Below are 16,283 nucleotides of genomic sequence, written 5' to 3'. Positions count from 1 at the left end.
TAAAAAGAACTGCAATGCATTACTGTATTGCGAGGGCAAATTTAATACATTAATTCAATTATACAAGGCTTTTTCAATAAAAAAAAATACTTTTTTATAATACTCTGAAAATCCTTGTTTTAGAAACTTTATTTTTTGCTTAACATCCGTTTTATCTCGTTCAACTTCATTAAAGCTTCCACTGGAGTTAAGGTATTGATGTCTAAATTTAGTATTTCTTCTTTAATTTCTTCCAAAAGCGGGTCGTCGAGATTAAAAATACTGAGTTGCATATCATCTTTATTCCCTTTTATTCCATTTAACGCTTCGGCCGAATGATTTTTTTCTAATTTTTTTAGAATCTTTTCTGCTTTCTGCAAAACGATTTGTGGCATTCCCGCCATTTTTGCTACATGAATACCAAAACTATGCGCGCTTCCGCCTTTAACCAATTTACGAATAAACAAAACAGTGTCTTTTAATTCTTTGACAGAAACATTATAGTTTTGAATTCGAGGCAACAATTCGCTCATTTCATTTAGTTCATGATAATGCGTTGCAAACAACGTTTTGGGTTGCGCTGGATTTTCGTGTAAAAATTCGGCAATTGCCCAAGCGATTGAAACTCCGTCATAAGTACTGGTTCCACGACCTATTTCGTCAAGCAAAACCAAACTTCTGTCAGAAATATTATTCAAAATAGAAGCCGTTTCATTCATTTCGACCATAAAGGTAGATTCCCCCATCGAAATATTATCACTCGCACCTACTCTCGTAAAAATTTTATCTACAATTCCCATCTGAACGCTTTCCGCAGGAACAAAACTTCCCATTTGTGCTAACAATACTATGAGTGCCGTTTGCCTCAAAATAGCCGATTTACCCGACATATTGGGTCCTGTAATCATAATGAGTTGCTGCGTTTCTCTATCTAAATATACATCGTTAGCAATATACGGAACGCCAATGGGTAACTGTTTTTCGATAACAGGATGGCGTCCGTTTTTTATATCTAAAGCAAATGAATCGTTAATTTCTGGACAGATATAATTGTTATCGATAGCCAATTGCGTAAACGAAATTAAACAATCCAACTGCGCTATTAAATTTGCATTTAACTGAACTGGCTTGATATAAGTAGCAATCCAACTGACTAATTGTTCAAATAATTGGTTTTCTATCTGTTGAATTTTTTCTTCGGCTCCTAAAATTTTAGTCTCGTATTCTTTGAGTTCCTCGGTAATATATCGTTCCGCATTCACTAAGGTTTGCTTACGAATCCATTCCGTTGGAACTTTATCTTTGTGTGTATTTCTGACTTCGATATAATATCCAAAAACATTATTGAACGAAATTTTTAGTGATGAAATTCCTGTTTTTTCAGATTCTCGTTTTTCAATTCCTTCTAAATATTCTTTTCCTAAAGTTGAAATTCCTCGTAGTTCGTCTAATTCAGCATTAATCCCAGACGCAATCGCATTTCCTTTACTTATAGCAACTGGTGCTTCTTGGTTTAGTGTTGTTTTTATTTTTTCTCGCAACAAATCGCAACTATGCAAACTATCTCCAATTACTTTTACAGCTTCTTGTTTGCTTTGCAATGCCAATTCTTTTATAGGAATAATAGCATCTAAAGATTCTTTCAGGTAAATAATTTCTCTTGGACTAATTCTGCCAGCCGCTACTTTAGAAATTAATCGTTCTAAATCCGAAATTTGCTTAATCTGATTTTGAACCTTTTGAAGAATTTCTTGATTTTCTTTAAAATAAGCCACCACTTCGTGACGAGATTTTATTTTATTGGCATCTTTTAGCGGAAGCGCCAACCATCGTTTAAGCATTCGTCCGCCCATAGGCGAAAGTGTTTTGTCGATAATATCGAGCAAAGTCACTGCGTTGGGATTGTAACTATGGTATAATTCGAGGTTTCGAATCGTGAATCTATCCATCCAAACGTAAGCATCTTCGGCAATACGATGAATTGAAGTTATATGCTGAATTCGGTTGTGTTGTGTTTCTGATAAATAATACAAAATCGCTCCAGAAGCAATGATTCCATGAGGCAATTCTTCGATACCAAAACCTTTTAGAGAATTAGTTTGAAAATGATTTATTAAAGTTTCCGTAGCATAATCTTCTTTATAAACCCAATCTTCTAGGTAAAAAGCATGAAAATTATCACCAAATTTTTCTTTGAAATCACCTTTGTTTTGTTTTGGCACTAAAATTTCGCTTGGGCTAAAGTTTTGCAACAATTTGTCGATATATTCTTCGTTCCCTTCGGAAGTAAGAAATTCTCCGGTAGAAACATCAAGAAACGAAACTCCAATTACTTTTTTACCAAAATAAATAGACGCAAGAAAATTGTTTGTTTTCGAATTTAAAACTTCATCATTCATCGAAACTCCAGGAGTAACCAGTTCTGTCACACCACGTTTTACAATGGTTTTAGTCATTTTTGGATCTTCTAACTGGTCGCAAATCGCAACACGAAGTCCAGCTTTGACTAATTTAGGCAAATAGGTATTGATAGAATGATGCGGAAATCCAGCCAAAGCTGTTTCGGTAGGTGAACCAGCACCACGTTTTGTAAGTGTTATTCCAAGAATTTTTGATGCACGAACTGCATCTTCGCCAAAAGTTTCGTAAAAATCACCTACACGAAATAGCAAACAAGCATCGGGATATTTTCTTTTTATCTCGTTGTATTGTTTCATTAATGGCGTTTCTTTGATTTCTTTTGCAGACAAAATTTTGAATTTTAATTATAAGCGACGAATTTACTTATTTTACCTAAATATATAAGCAAAATTTTAACAACAATTTTAGATAAAAAAAGTAATGCAATTCGATTTTATTTTTACATTTGTTATGTTAAACAATAATTAGAATTAAAAATGAAAAAAATCATATTTATTTTATCTGCAATTGCTTTTTTTGGAGCGAATACAGTTAATGCTCAAGAAGTTGCTACCAAAGCAAAAATGGAAGTAAAAAAAACTACGAAAGTAAAAAAAGCTAAAAAAGTGGCTGCCGTAGCAATTCCAAAAGTAGAAGGTGCTGGAATGGTTTTTGAAAACGAAACTATCGATTACGGAACAATTGCACACAATGCTGACGGAAAAAGAGAATTTGTATTGACAAATAATGGAAACAAACCTCTTATTATTACAAATGCTCAAGGATCATGTGGTTGTACAGTACCAACAACTCCTAAAGACCCTATTGCGCCTGGAACAAAAGCTATTATTGGTGTAAAATATGACACCAACAGACCAGGTCCTTTTACAAAAACAGTAACAGTAACTTCAAATGCAGAAGGTATGCCAACAAAAATATTAACTATTAAAGGTACTGTTTTACCAGATGCAGCTCCAGCTCCAGGAACTACGCCTATGACAGTAACACCAGTTGTTGAGCCTACAAAAAGCTAAATAATAAAAAATAATATCACTAAAGCTTCCTAAATATTTAGGAAGCTTTTTTTATAAAACAGTATCATGCGCAAATTAGAAAATAGGGAACTAGACAGAAAATCGATTTCCGATTTCAAAGAAGCTACAAAAACTCCAATCATAATTATTCTGGACGACATTAGAAGCTTACACAATATTGGTTCAGTTTTTAGAACTGCCGATGCTTTTCTCATCGAAAAAATATATTTGTGCGGAATTACTGCAACACCTCCCAACAAAGAAATTCACAAAACTGCACTTGGTGCAACTGAAACCGTTGCGTGGGAGCATCACGAAAATGTTTTATCAGTGATTGAAAAGCTAAAAAAAGACGATGTCGCTGTTTTTGCTATTGAACAAGTAGAAAATTCGATATTTCTTAATGATTTTGAAGTAGAAGTTAATAAAAAATATGCTTTGGTGTTTGGAAACGAGGTTTTTGGCGTAAACCAAGAAGCAATAAAATTATGTGACGGAACAATTGAAATTCCGCAATTAGGAACCAAGCATTCGCTAAATATTTCGGTAAGTGCAGGAATTGTAGTTTGGGATTTGTTTTGTAAATTGAATGATTTAAAAATTGAATGATTTAAAAATTAAATTTCTAATTTTTCCTGAATTGCATCTAAAATCTTTACGTAATCTTCTTGTTTTTCTACAAAATCAAAATCAGAAACATCAATTACTAAGACATTCAAGTCAGTTTGAGATTTGATATAATCTAGATAACCATGGTTTATTTTTTCTAGATATTCGGCTTCAATTTCTTGTTCGTAACTTCTTCCTCTTTTTTTAATATTTTGCAGTAATCTGTCTGTATTTTGGTATAAATAAACGTACAAATCAGGTTTTGGCATTTCTTTATAAATTATATCAAATAGGGTTTTGTATAATCTGAATTCATCTTCTTGCAACGTAACTTTGGCAAAAATTAAGGATTTGAAAATATGATAATCGGCAACAACAAAATCTTTAAACAAATCAAATTGCGATAAATCATCAGATAATTGCTGATATCTATCAGCTAAAAATGACATTTCTAAAGGAAAAGCATATCGATTTTGATCTTTATAAAATTTGGGCAAAAAAGGATTGTCAGCAAAACGTTCTAAAACTGTTTTAGCATTAAAATCTTCGGCAATTTTTGTGGTTAGTGTTGTTTTTCCTGCACCAATATTTCCTTCAATAGCAATGTAATTTAATTGATTTATGCTGTATTTTTTCAAAACAGAATCTAAATTTGAAACCACTTTACAATCACTTTTATCCTCACAAGTTTCGATTAATTCTTGAACTGATTTTTGCAGAATTGGATGTTGCCATTCAAGCTTCAAATCCAGCATTGGTAACAATACAAAAAGCCTGTTTTGCATTTGCTCATGCGGAATATTCAATGTTTCGGAATTGTGTATTTGTTCATCAATCGCAATAATATCAATATCAATAATTCTAGCTTGGTAATCATTAGTATTTTGTCTGACTCTTCCTAGCTCTTTCTCTATTAATGTGATTTTTTGCAATATTTTATCTGCAGAAAAAGAAGTATGTAAAACCAAAGCACAATTATAAAAAGCATCGCTACTAAAACCCCAAGATGGTGTTTCGTATAAGTTAGAAACACGAAGGATTAATCCAATTTTCTGATGAATAAGTTGGATACAATTTTTGATATTTTCTAGGCGATTCCCTTGGTTGCTTCCAAGCGATAAAACTACTTTTTGCTGCGTTTTCATATATAAAGCAAATTAACTAAAAAGAAATTTACAATCTTATTATATTTGCCAAGTGTTAATAACTAATTTGGTTTGTAACAAATTCAATAAAAACACGACTCATAGGTATTAAAATAAATTAATTATGAAATTTTTAGGAAACGTATTGTCAACCATTGTTGGTTTGTTTGTTTTTTGCATGCTGTTCTTTTTTGGAATACTAATTATTGGAGCCATCTTTGGAGGTGGTTCAGGAACAACTTATGTCGAAGACAATTCGGTTTTAGAATTAAATCTGGAAGAAGTAACTAATGATTATGGCGGAAAATTTAATTTTGAAGAAATTGGATATTACGAAGCCAATCATGACGGATTAACAGATGTTCTAAAAGCTATTGAAGCGGCAAAAACCGATGAAAAAATAAAAGGGATTTCAATTCTAAATAACACATTAGCACTTGGTGTTGCACAAACTAAAGCCTTGCGTGACCAATTGGAAGACTTTAAGAAATCAGGAAAATTTGTGATGGCTTATGGTAATGTATATTCACAAAAAGATTATTATTTGAATTCAGTTGCGAATACTGTTTATTTAAATCCTGTTGGAGAAATAGATTTTAAAGGACTTTCGACCGAAGTAATGTATTTCAAAGATTTTCAAGACAAAACAGGATTAAAAATGGAAGTAATTCGCCACGGAAAATACAAAAGTGCAGTTGAGCCATTTTTACTAAGCGAAATGAGTCCTGAAAACAGAGATCAAATCACAACTTTCTTAACTTCTATTTGGAATGCGATGGCTTCCGATATTTCGAAATCTAGAAATATTCCAGTGGCACAATTAAACACTATTGCTACGGGATTATTGGCAAGAACACCAGAATTGGCTTTACAAAATAAATTGATTGACAAAATTGCTTACGAAGATGTGTACCATGACGACATCAAAAAAGCACTAAAAGTAGATGCTGACGATGATTATAAAACGGTTAATATTATGGATTATGCCCAAGATATAGCCACATCAACTTCTGATTTTAAAACAAAAGACAAAATCGCAATTATTTATGCTCAAGGCGAAATAGGATCAGGTGAAGGCGATATAAACACAGTTGGCGAAGGTTCGATGCGTCGTTCGTTACAAGAAGCTAGAAAAGATGACGATATAAAAGCTATCGTATTGCGAGTAAATAGTCCAGGAGGAAGTGCTTTAACTTCTGATTTGATTTGGAGAGAAATCGAAATTACTAAGAAAGTGAAACCTGTCATTGTATCTATGGGGAATTTAGCGGCTTCTGGCGGTTATTATATTGCTTGCAACGCCAATCAAATTTTTGCTGAATCGAGTACAATTACGGGTTCTATTGGAGTTTTTGGTACTTTGCCAAACTTATCACAAGTTACTAAAAATTACGGAATAAATTCCGAATTGGTAGAAACCCACGAAAATGCATCAGGTTATAGTTTATTTAAACCACTTGATGATAATTTTAGACAGTTTACACAAGAAAGTGTAGAACATATTTACAATGTTTTTGTAACTCGTGTTGCTACAGGAAGAAAAATGACTTTTGCACAAGTAGATGCTATTGCGCAAGGGCGTGTTTGGGCTGGTTCTGATGCTTTGCGATTGGGATTGGTTGACAAAATTGGCGGTTTAGACGCTGCTTTGGCTTATGCTTCTAATTTGGCTAAAGTAAAAGAATACTCGACTGTAGATTATCCTAAATATGAGAAAGATTTTAAAGATTTATTTGGCGGAAGCGGTTTGCCTTTTATGAAATCTCGCGAGAATTTAATTAAAGAAGAAATTGGTATCGAAAATTATAAAATTATCGAACAAATTAGAAAAATGAATTCTCAAAAAGGAGTTCAAGCAATAATGCCATTTGAGGTGAATGTTAAATAAGATTTAAAATAATCTATTAAAAAATCCGTTTTACCTATTATAGGTGAAACGGATTTTTTTATGAAAACTTTACAACGCACCTAAACTATAAATGCTATTTTTGTAAGAAATTAAGGCAAGATTTTTGCTTTGAGGTATTTAGAATTAAATTCAAACGAGATGAAAAAGAAAATTTTTATAGGAATAGGTGTTTTTTTATTGGTAATTATTGCTTCATTAGCGGCAATTCCTATCTTTTTTAAAGACCAAATAAAAGCTAAAATCGAGCAAAGCATCAATGAAAATGTCGATGCTAAAGTCACTTTTACTGATGCAAGTCTGAGTTTGTTCAAAAATTTTCCGCAAGCCAATGTGGGAATTCAAAAACTAATCATCATCAATAAAGCACCTTTTGTTGGCGACACATTGGTAGCTTTTGAAGAGTTAAACCTTCAAATGTCTATCAAAGAATTATTCAATGACGAAAACGAACCCATGACATTAAAAGCAATTTCTGTCAAAAACGGAAAAGCAAATATCCTTTTCAACAAAGATGGAATTGGAAATTTTGACATTGCCATAAAAGACGATAAAAAAGACGATTCGAAAAGCAAACCATTTGCGATGAATATTCAGAATTATTCTTTAGAAAATTTCAAATTCAAATATTACGACGAACGTTCTAAAATTAAAATGGTTATTAATGAACTGAACCACGAAGGAACTGGGAATTTTGCTTCAGATGTTTTAGATTTAGATACAAAATCGACAGCAAAAATTTCACTCGATATGGACAAAATGAATTACATGAAAAATGTAGCCATTTCGCTCGATGCAGTTCTTGGAATCGATTTAGGAAAAAGCAAATACACGTTCAAAGACAATACGGCAAAAATTAACGAATTGCCATTACAATTTAACGGATTTATTCAATTATTAGAAGATGGTCAGGATTATGACTTAACTTTTAAAACGCCAACATCCTCATTCAAAAACTTCTTAGGACTTGTTCCTGCAGCTTATGCTGGCGATTTGAATACCGTAAAAACCACAGGAAATTTTACAGTAGCAGGTTTTGCAAAAGGAAAACTAACAGACACAACGGTTCCTAAATTTAATATTGCTATTGCATCAAACAACGCTTCATTTCAATATCCAGATTTACCTAAATCGGTTCAAAATATTATTATTGACACGAAAATCATCAACGAAACTGGCTTGATGAACGATACTTATGTAAATCTAGACAAGCTTTCTTTCAGAATAGATCAAGACGTTTTTACTGCCAAAGCCAATATCCGAAACGTGGCTACAAATGCTCTAGTCGATGCTGCGCTAAAAGGAACAATCAATTTAGCCAATGTAACCAAAGCGTATCCTGTAAAATTAGACACACCACTTTCTGGAATTTTAAAAGCTGATGTGACTACAAAGTTTGACATGAAATCGGTAGAAACCAGTCAATATCAAAACATTCAAAATGCAGGAAACATGACCCTTACAGGATTTAATTATACTGGTGAAGGCATGGCAAAACCAGTACAAATTAAGCAAGCGGTTGTGGCTTTCAATCCAAATCAAATTCGTTTGAATCAATTGGATATGAAAACAGGAAATTCCGACATTCAAATGACTGGAACTTTAGACAATTTCTACGGATTTGTGTTTAGAAATCAGATTCTAAAAGGGAATTTTAATATGAATTCTAACAATTTCCTTGTTTCCGATTTTATGGCGCCAACAGCTGCAAAAGCTGGTGAAAGCACAAAAAGTGAAAACACAAAAACTAATAAAGAAGCCGTAAAAATTCCTGCTTTTTTAGATTGTACTATATCAGCCAAAGCTAATACGGTTGTTTATGACAATTTAACGATGAAAGCCGTTTCTGGAAAAATGATAATTCGTGACGAAGCAGTAACCTTACAAAACGTAACAACCAATATTTTTGACGGACAAATTGGATTAAACGGATTGATTTCGACTAAAGGAAAAGTACCAACATTCAACATGAATTTAGATTTAAGCAAAGTAGATATCGCCAAGACTTTTACCCAATTAGACATGTTGAAAAAAATCGCGCCAATTGCTGGTATCATTAATGGAAAATTGAATTCAAATATCAAATTATCAGGAAATCTTAATGCAACAGAAATGACACCAGATTTAGCAACCATTTCGGGTAATTTATTAGGTCAGTTATTATCGACTACGGTCAATTCTAGTAATTCGCAAATGTTGTCGGCTTTGGGTTCTCAAGTCAAATTTTTAGACGTTAGCAAATTAAATTTGAATGATGTAAAAGCTGCTCTTTCTTTTGATAATGGAAAAGTTTCAGTAAAACCATTCAAAATAAAATACCAAGATATTAATGCCGAAATTGGTGGTTCACATGGTTTCGACCAAAACATGAATTACAATATCAAAATGGATGTTCCTGCAAAATATTTAGGTGCCGAAGTAAATAAATTACTAGCAAAACTAACGCCTGCCGATGCTGCAAAAATTGAAAACATTCCTGTAACTGCCTTGATGACAGGAAATTTTTCAAGTCCAAAAGTAAGTACCGATATGAAGCAAGCGTCGACAAACTTGGCTTCTCAAATCGTAAAATTACAGAAAGACAAACTACTCAATCAAGGAACTTCGGCCTTAGGGAATTTACTAGGTGGTAGCAAAAAAGATCCTGCTGACACTACTAAAACAAAAGACCCTAAAAAAGATGCTGTAAAAAATGCGGCTGGCGATTTGTTGAATGGTTTGTTTGGGAAGAAGAAAAAACCAGCAACAACTCCTTAGTTGGCAATAATCTAAAAAAAATTGATGAAAATAGAACTTTCAGAAGTAAAAAAAATAATCCAACATCACAAAAAAGAACATACTGAGTTAGGTAAAATTATTCTTCCAATTATTGAAAAATATAATTTACCCGATAAGGAAATTCTTGAAGTATGCCAAATCGGAAAGTTCGTCTATAAAATAAATTCTGAAATAAAAATTCTCGAAAAACCTAAACCGCCAGATCCTGATTTTATAATTGAATATCAATCTAAAACGATTGGACTTGAACATACAAGAATTTTTACTGAAGACGTAATAAATTATAATAAAGTAAATTCGCTAATAAAATATTCAGAAAAGCTATTCGCAAATAAATTTCCTGATGAAAAAATTTTTGCACAAATTTCTATAATTGATGACAAATTAGATTATAAAGAAACTGAAAAACGAAATTTGGCAAACGAAATAGTTACTTATATTTATAACTTGGCGAAAGGAATCGACGAAATTAAGCCGCCATTTATTTCAAAAGTTAAATTAACTATTCATTCTCAAATAAGTTTTTCTTACAATGAAAAAAATTGGCAAGGGCCATTTTTAACTCAAGCAAGGCTAGAAAGAGAAATAAGAAAAAAGGAACGGAAAATAAAAAATTATAAATCAGGCAACACGAATATTTCAGAATATTGGCTAGTATTATTTATTGGCTCTCTGTCTTCTATTTCTTATCAGTTTGATGAAAATGAAAATTATGAAACCAACACAGAATTTGATAAAGTCTTTTTGATGACAGATTTTGATGCTGAAATCACAATGATCAACAAATAGACTACTATCATCGGTTTTAAGCAAGTGGAGAATTTTACAAACTAATCTTCACCACATAACCTTCAAAAGTTCTGATATTAAAAACAGTTCCGTCTTCAAAAATGAGATATTGCCCTTTTATTCCTGATAATTTTCCTGAAAAATTAGGTGATTTATCCAAATTTAGACTGGCAACTTTTTTAGGATATTGCAAAACGGGATATTGCAATTCGCACAAATCATTTTTATTAATATCGAAATATTCTTGTACTTCTTTGGGAATCAAATATTTTAAGCTGGCTCGTTCTTTTATCAAATCGGCAGCTGGAACCTCATTTTTTAGCATTTTCTGCCAATTGGTTTTATCAGCATAATGATTTTTTAGGGCAACTTCAGTAATTCCCGCTAAGTATCTATTAGGAACTTCAACAATCGGAATTGCTTGCACAGCACCTTGATCTATCCATCTGGTTGGAACTTGCGAACCACGAGTTACACCTACTTTTACTTCGCTAGACAAAGCCAAATAAACAATATGTGGCTGCAATTGTACTTTTTTTTCGTAAACTAAATCGCGATCTTCAATATCTAAATGTGCTGTCGAAAGTTCGGGTTTCATGATCCAATCACCAGCTGAAGCGCTTCCCATAAAGCAATCATAACAAAATCCTTGTCGAAAAATTTTCTTTTTTTTGTTGCAATTCAAACATTGATACCCTTGAAAAGTTATTTCTAATTCTTTTCCAAGTAACTGATTTACATTTAGAAAACTGTTTTCAAATATCAAATAATACTGAATTGGATTCCCAATTTCGGTTTGCATTTTGGTTAAAACTCCTTCGTATTGCATTTGGTATTTAAGATTTAATGAATTAGGATTTTTAAAAAAAAACCTTATTTTTGGTAAAGTTATAATTCGTAATTCATAATTCATAATTCGACATTCAAAAAATGCCTTTACCAATCATAAATTCTATTGCTTCTTGGTTTTTGAAACAACGCATTCATCAGATTGAGTTGTTTTTAAAATACCCTAATGAAGTACAAGAAGAATTATTGATGAATCTTATTCGGTCGTCAGAAAACACAATTATTGGCAAGCAATACGGCTTCGATTCGATGAAATCTTATAACACTTTTCAGGAGCGAGTTCCTGTTTCAACTTACGAAGATTTAGAACCGCTAATTGAAAGAACAAGAAAAGGCGAACAACACGTTTTTTGGCACGAACCTATCAAATGGTTTGCAAAATCGAGCGGAACTACGAATGCTAAAAGCAAATTTATTCCCGTCAGCAATTCCGCACTAGAAGATTGCCATTATAAAGGAAGTAAAGATTTGTTGTGTTTGTATTTGAATAACAACGAGAATTCTCAACTATTTACAGGAAAAAGTTTGCGTCTAGGCGGAAGCAAGCAATTGTACGAAGACAACAATACATTTTTTGGTGATTTGTCGGCAATACTAATAGACAATATGCCGTTTTGGGCAGAATTTAGCAGTACTCCAAGCAACAAAACGTCACTCATGAGCGATTGGGAAACTAAATTACTCGCCATTGTAAACGAAACAAAAATAGAAAATGTAACCAGTTTTGCGGGCGTTCCGTCATGGATGATGGTTTTATTAAACAAAGTTTTAGAAGAAACCGGGGAAAGCAATTTATTTGATGTTTGGCCAAATCTTGAAGTTTATTTTCATGGCGGTGTAAGTTTTGATCCGTATCGTGAGCAATACAAAAAAATATTACCCAAACAAGATTTCAAATATTACGAAATTTACAATGCTTCCGAAGGTTTTTTTGCCATTCAGGATTTGAATAATTCTAGTGATTTACTGTTAATGTTAGATTACGGAATCTTTTACGAATTTATTCCGATGGATGTTTTTGGCACACCAAACCAAAAAATAATTCGATTGGCTGAAGTAGAAATCAATAAAAATTATGCCATAGTTATTACTACAAATTCTGGTTTGTGGCGTTATTTAATAGGAGATACAGTGCGATTCACCTCTTTAAATCCGTACAGAATTAGAATTACAGGAAGAACAAAACACCATATTAATGTTTTTGGAGAAGAATTGATGGTCGAAAATACCGATATGGCTATTGCCAAAACTTGTAAAATGACAAATGCCGAAGTCAAAGATTATACCGTTGCGCCCATCTTTATGGAAGGCAAAGAAAAAGGTTCGCACGAATGGATTATCGAATTCAGAAAACAACCAGATAATATCGCGTTTTTCACAAAAACTTTAGACGAAAACATACAAGCTTTAAATTCCGATTACGAAGCCAAACGTTACAATAACATGACGTTAAATCAGCTTACTATAAATGTTGCTCGTGAAAATCTTTTTTATGATTGGTTAAAAAATCAAGACAAATTAGGTGGGCAACACAAAATTCCTCGTTTATCAAATAAAAGAGGTTATTTGGAAGAATTACTATCATTATAAATTCTATTTTCAATTATTTCTCTTTATTTCTTCTGTTTTTATTACATAATTAGCACAAAACCCAATTTATTCTTACACCGAAGTGTCGTTCATCGATTATTTTTACACTTTATCTAATTTTATGTTCGTTATTGATTGAGAATCATACTTTTGCACATTATTTGCAAAAAAATTCCAAAATATCAATATGTTTTTATGAAAAATTCAATATTACTAGTTACATTATTACTTTTATCTAATATTATATTTGCACAAGATTCATTTATTAAAAGTGAAGATTCAGAAACTTCAACTATTTCAAATTTCGACGAAGCCAAAGATTTATATACTGTAGTTGCCACTGCAATAAACACTAAATTATCAGATGTAGGTTCTACTTTTTTTATGGGTAAATACATTATGTATTCTTCTAGAAAAACTGGTGCAATTGGAGCCGGAAGAGATGAGAATACCAACAATCCTTACAATGGTTTGTATTGTTTGAATATGGATAGAACAGGAAATTTATCTAAACCAAGTTTCTTCGCTTACGCTTTAGACTCTAAGGGGAACGAAGGCGGTTTGGCATTTTCTCCAGACGAAAAAACAGTATATTATACTAAAAGTGCCGAAGGAAATTCTAAAAATTATCAGTTATACAAATCGATTTTCGACAATGCAAAATACACTTGGATAAAGGAAATCGCGGCAGATTTTAACAGCGTTAGCTATTCTATCGAAAATCCTTCTATTACTCCTGATGGCAAAAAAATGTATTTTTCTTCAAATATGCCAGGTGGTTTTGGAGGTTTTGATATTTATGTTGCCGAAATTAATAAAGATGGGATGCCAATAAATCCTACTAATTTAGGACAAACCATAAACACTAATAAAGACGAAAAATTTGCTTATGCTTCACCAACCAACAAAGAAATCTATTTTTCTTCAAATGGTCACAATGGTTATGGCGGACAAGATGTTTTTGTTTCAAAAATAAAAACTACTCGTTACACAACACCTCTAAATCTAGGAAAAACAATAAACACATCTGCCGACGAAGTGGCTTTTATCCTTGCAACAAAAAACAGCGGTTATGTAACATCAAACAGAGCCGAAAGTGCAGGTTTATATGACATTTATCACTTCGAATTACAAAAAAATACTTTAACATTAAAAGGCTTGGTGACTGAAAAACAAAGTAAAATTGTTTTGCCAAATACTAAAATTAGCTTAATTGATGAAGACGGAAAAGAAGTTGCAACACAAATATCTAGTAACAATGGAAGTTATAATTTTGAAGTGGAACCATTAGAAAACTATACAATTACAGCTAAAAAAGATGGTTATTTAGATTTCGAATTGCCTGTAATTACTGCTAATGGGAACTCGACAGCAAACATCGAATTAAATCAGACAAAAGCCGAAATTAAAGAAAATACAATTGCTATCGAAAATATTTATTTCGATTTTAATAAAGCTTCGATGAAAACAGAATCTACTTTATCATTAAACAAAATTCTTGAAGTTTTAAATACTAATACGGAGATGAAAATTGTGATAAATGCACATACTGATGCTAGAGGTTCAGATAAATACAACATGATTTTATCTGACAAAAGAGCGCAAAAGGCGAAAGAATATCTAATTACAAAAGGAATTAATCCTGATCGATTAGAAGCCAAAGGTTACGGAGAAACTAAACTATTATCTAATTGCAAAACAAACTGTTCTGAAGCTCAGTTTGACGCTGACAGACGTGTTGAGTTTGTTATAAGATAATTTTAAATTTTATTGAAAAACTTACAAATCCTATTTGGTCAAACAAATAGGATTTTTTTTGATTAAATTTTAAATTCAAAAAAGTATATTTGCTAAAATCGCTTTTGTCTTGAAAAGAATTCTTCCATTTTTTTCCTATCTCTTCCACCCTATTTTTATATCGGTGTTGGCCACTGTTTTTTATTTTTTTATAACTACAGATAGGTATTTTGTTTACGAAGCAATTTATTTATACACCATACAAGTATTATTAGTCACTGTATTTATTCCGCTAGCCATTTTTTATTTGCTCATTATGTTAGGCAAAATAGATTCGGTAATGGTTACGAACGTATCTCAAAGAAAAACTCCATTAACTATTCATATAGCATTGCTTTCGGTTTTAATCACAAAAAGCATAACAAAAGAAACTATTCCTGAATTGTTTTATTTCTTTTTAGGAAGTATAACTAGTAGTCTAATCGCTTTATTATTGGTTTATTTCAGCAAAAAGGTAAGTTTACACATGTTAGGAATGGCTTCTTTGACTGTTTTTTGCATTAGTCTTTGTATGCATTTTCAAGTTCGTGAAGTAATTATTATAAGCGCATTACTATTTTGTAATGGTATTGTAGCTGCATCTCGACTGTATATGAAAGCACACACTAATAAAGAATTAGTTTTAGGATATTTAATAGGATTGTTTCCGCAGTTGTTATTACTATTTTTTTGGCTATAAAATATAAAACATCAATCCTACATTTAAAGTACTTAACTCGATAGGATTCCCGTTTAAACTTCCGTTTTTAAACATGTTTTGCAATCCGTAATAAGCATACAAATTCCAAGAATTATATCCTGCAGAAATATACGCTCCGTAATGTATTTTATTAATATCAGGATTATTATCTATTTTAAAATTTTGATTTGCATCAAGATATCTTGACTGGCTTAACAGCAAATAACTCAATTTAAAACCTGTATAAACCCTCCAAAACTTGTGCGATTCGAAGGTAGATGTTCTCCAACGAAACTCGATAGGCAAATCGACAAAATATAGAGCCAATTTATTTTTTTCATAATCAACTCCTGATGGTATTATGCTATAATTGATGCTCCCACCAACATTATCAACCACAAGGTTTTCTTTGTAATTATTGTAGGACAAACCCAAACCTGGAGCAATGGCAAAAGTTCTATTTTTATTGATAGGAAAATCTCTTAAAAACCCAATATTTAAACCCGTAGAAAAAGAGTTTTGAGAAACGTCTTTTGGTCTCAAATTTAATGCATTATAAGTCACTCCAAAATAAAACTGATCTTCACGATACAATGAATCCACAGCAGAAAAATTAGGTTCTTCCTGCGAAAAAACATTTATACAAGAGAGCAATAAAATAATTTTAAAAAAATTTTGCATGTGTTTTATTTATGGCTTAAAGTTAGTAAAATACTTTAAACTAAAAA

The 16,283-nt window shown here is 32.0% G+C and carries 12 protein-coding genes; 8 read left to right on the top strand and 4 right to left on the bottom strand.

Going from position 1 to position 16,283, the window contains the following annotated elements:
* Window positions 1–128: 128 nt before the first annotated feature.
* Window positions 129–2,729, bottom strand: coding sequence for a DNA mismatch repair protein MutS (mutS, locus tag BM053_RS08700; RefSeq protein ID WP_091476436.1), 2,601 nt, complete (start codon window positions 2,727–2,729; stop codon window positions 129–131).
* A 147-nt stretch (window positions 2,730–2,876) separates the two neighbouring features.
* Between mutS and BM053_RS08695 the strand changes: the two genes are divergently transcribed.
* Window positions 2,877–3,413 carry a DUF1573 domain-containing protein gene (locus BM053_RS08695; protein ID WP_091476435.1) on the top strand — a complete coding sequence of 179 codons (537 nt, stop codon included), beginning with the start codon at window positions 2,877–2,879 and terminating at the stop codon, window positions 3,411–3,413.
* 66 nt (window positions 3,414–3,479) lie between these two features.
* A complete protein-coding gene (locus BM053_RS08690; protein ID WP_091476432.1) occupies window positions 3,480–4,022 on the top strand; it encodes an RNA methyltransferase in 543 nt (180 codons plus the stop codon).
* An 8-nt stretch (window positions 4,023–4,030) separates the two neighbouring features.
* Here BM053_RS08690 and folK read toward each other — a convergent pair whose 3' ends face one another.
* Entirely contained in the window at window positions 4,031–5,167 is a 1,137-nt protein-coding gene (folK, locus tag BM053_RS08685; protein ID WP_091476430.1) for a 2-amino-4-hydroxy-6-hydroxymethyldihydropteridine diphosphokinase, read from the bottom strand.
* A gap of 124 nt (window positions 5,168–5,291) precedes the next feature.
* Between folK and sppA the strand changes: the two genes are divergently transcribed.
* The 3 genes from sppA (at window position 5,292) to BM053_RS08670 (ending at window position 10,640) form a co-directional block, all read left to right on the top strand.
* A complete protein-coding gene (sppA, locus tag BM053_RS08680; protein ID WP_091476428.1) occupies window positions 5,292–7,055 on the top strand; it encodes a signal peptide peptidase SppA in 1,764 nt (587 codons plus the stop codon).
* 159 nt (window positions 7,056–7,214) lie between these two features.
* Complete coding sequence (locus BM053_RS08675; RefSeq protein WP_091476425.1) at window positions 7,215–9,830, top strand: AsmA-like C-terminal region-containing protein; 2,616 nt, start codon at window positions 7,215–7,217, stop codon at window positions 9,828–9,830.
* Between the two features lie 24 nt (window positions 9,831–9,854).
* Window positions 9,855–10,640 (top strand): hypothetical protein, encoded by a 786-nt coding sequence (locus BM053_RS08670; protein WP_091476422.1) that lies wholly within the window; start codon window positions 9,855–9,857, stop codon window positions 10,638–10,640.
* Window positions 10,641–10,674: 34 nt separating this feature from the next.
* On the opposite strand, the gene BM053_RS08665 is transcribed toward BM053_RS08670, so the two are convergent.
* Entirely contained in the window at window positions 10,675–11,469 is a 795-nt protein-coding gene (locus tag BM053_RS08665; RefSeq protein WP_091476679.1) for a DUF2797 domain-containing protein, read from the bottom strand.
* 101 nt (window positions 11,470–11,570) lie between these two features.
* Between BM053_RS08665 and BM053_RS08660 the strand changes: the two genes are divergently transcribed.
* The 3 genes from BM053_RS08660 to BM053_RS08650 all read left to right on the top strand — a co-directional run bounded on the left by BM053_RS08660 (window position 11,571) and on the right by BM053_RS08650 (window position 15,555).
* Window positions 11,571–13,079 (top strand): GH3 auxin-responsive promoter family protein, encoded by a 1,509-nt coding sequence (locus BM053_RS08660; protein ID WP_091476419.1) that lies wholly within the window; start codon window positions 11,571–11,573, stop codon window positions 13,077–13,079.
* A 195-nt stretch (window positions 13,080–13,274) separates the two neighbouring features.
* The gene (locus tag BM053_RS08655) at window positions 13,275–14,837 is read left to right on the top strand and encodes an OmpA family protein (RefSeq protein WP_091476415.1); all 1,563 of its coding nucleotides are present in this window, start codon (window positions 13,275–13,277) and stop codon (window positions 14,835–14,837) included.
* Window positions 14,838–15,156: 319 nt separating this feature from the next.
* On the top strand, window positions 15,157–15,555 hold the full coding sequence (locus tag BM053_RS08650) for a hypothetical protein (RefSeq protein WP_167357327.1): 399 nt from the start codon (window positions 15,157–15,159) through the stop codon (window positions 15,553–15,555).
* On the opposite strand, the gene BM053_RS08645 is transcribed toward BM053_RS08650, so the two are convergent.
* Window positions 15,550–16,236: a porin family protein gene (locus tag BM053_RS08645; RefSeq protein WP_091476408.1), complete on the bottom strand. Its 687-nt coding sequence runs from the start codon at window positions 16,234–16,236 to the stop codon at window positions 15,550–15,552. The two genes, BM053_RS08650 and BM053_RS08645, sit on opposite strands and share 6 nt — an antisense overlap.
* Between the last annotated feature and the right edge of the window lie 47 nt (window positions 16,237–16,283).

This window comes from Flavobacterium swingsii (assembly GCF_900111965.1).
In the GTDB taxonomy this organism is placed as follows: domain Bacteria; phylum Bacteroidota; class Bacteroidia; order Flavobacteriales; family Flavobacteriaceae; genus Flavobacterium; species Flavobacterium swingsii.
This window is presented reverse-complemented; position numbering and strand designations above follow the sequence as displayed.

Bases quoted from the DNA above. Each gene is read 5' to 3' on its own strand.
- BM053_RS08660 (WP_091476419.1), top strand. From the start codon at position 11,571: ATGCCTTTACCAATCATAAATTCTATTGCTTCTTGGTTTTTGAAACAA.
- BM053_RS08675 (WP_091476425.1), top strand. From the start codon at position 7,215: ATGAAAAAGAAAATTTTTATAGGAATAGGTGTTTTTTTATTGGTAATT.
- BM053_RS08650 (WP_167357327.1), top strand. From the start codon at position 15,157: ATGGTTACGAACGTATCTCAAAGAAAAACTCCATTAACTATTCATATA.
- BM053_RS08655 (WP_091476415.1), top strand. From the start codon at position 13,275: ATGAAAAATTCAATATTACTAGTTACATTATTACTTTTATCTAATATT.
- BM053_RS08695 (WP_091476435.1), top strand. From the start codon at position 2,877: ATGAAAAAAATCATATTTATTTTATCTGCAATTGCTTTTTTTGGAGCG.
- BM053_RS08665 (WP_091476679.1), bottom strand. From the start codon at position 11,469: ATGCAATACGAAGGAGTTTTAACCAAAATGCAAACCGAAATTGGGAAT.
- folK (WP_091476430.1), bottom strand. From the start codon at position 5,167: ATGAAAACGCAGCAAAAAGTAGTTTTATCGCTTGGAAGCAACCAAGGG.
- BM053_RS08645 (WP_091476408.1), bottom strand. From the start codon at position 16,236: ATGCAAAATTTTTTTAAAATTATTTTATTGCTCTCTTGTATAAATGTT.
- BM053_RS08690 (WP_091476432.1), top strand. From the start codon at position 3,480: ATGCGCAAATTAGAAAATAGGGAACTAGACAGAAAATCGATTTCCGAT.
- BM053_RS08670 (WP_091476422.1), top strand. From the start codon at position 9,855: ATGAAAATAGAACTTTCAGAAGTAAAAAAAATAATCCAACATCACAAA.
- sppA (WP_091476428.1), top strand. From the start codon at position 5,292: ATGAAATTTTTAGGAAACGTATTGTCAACCATTGTTGGTTTGTTTGTT.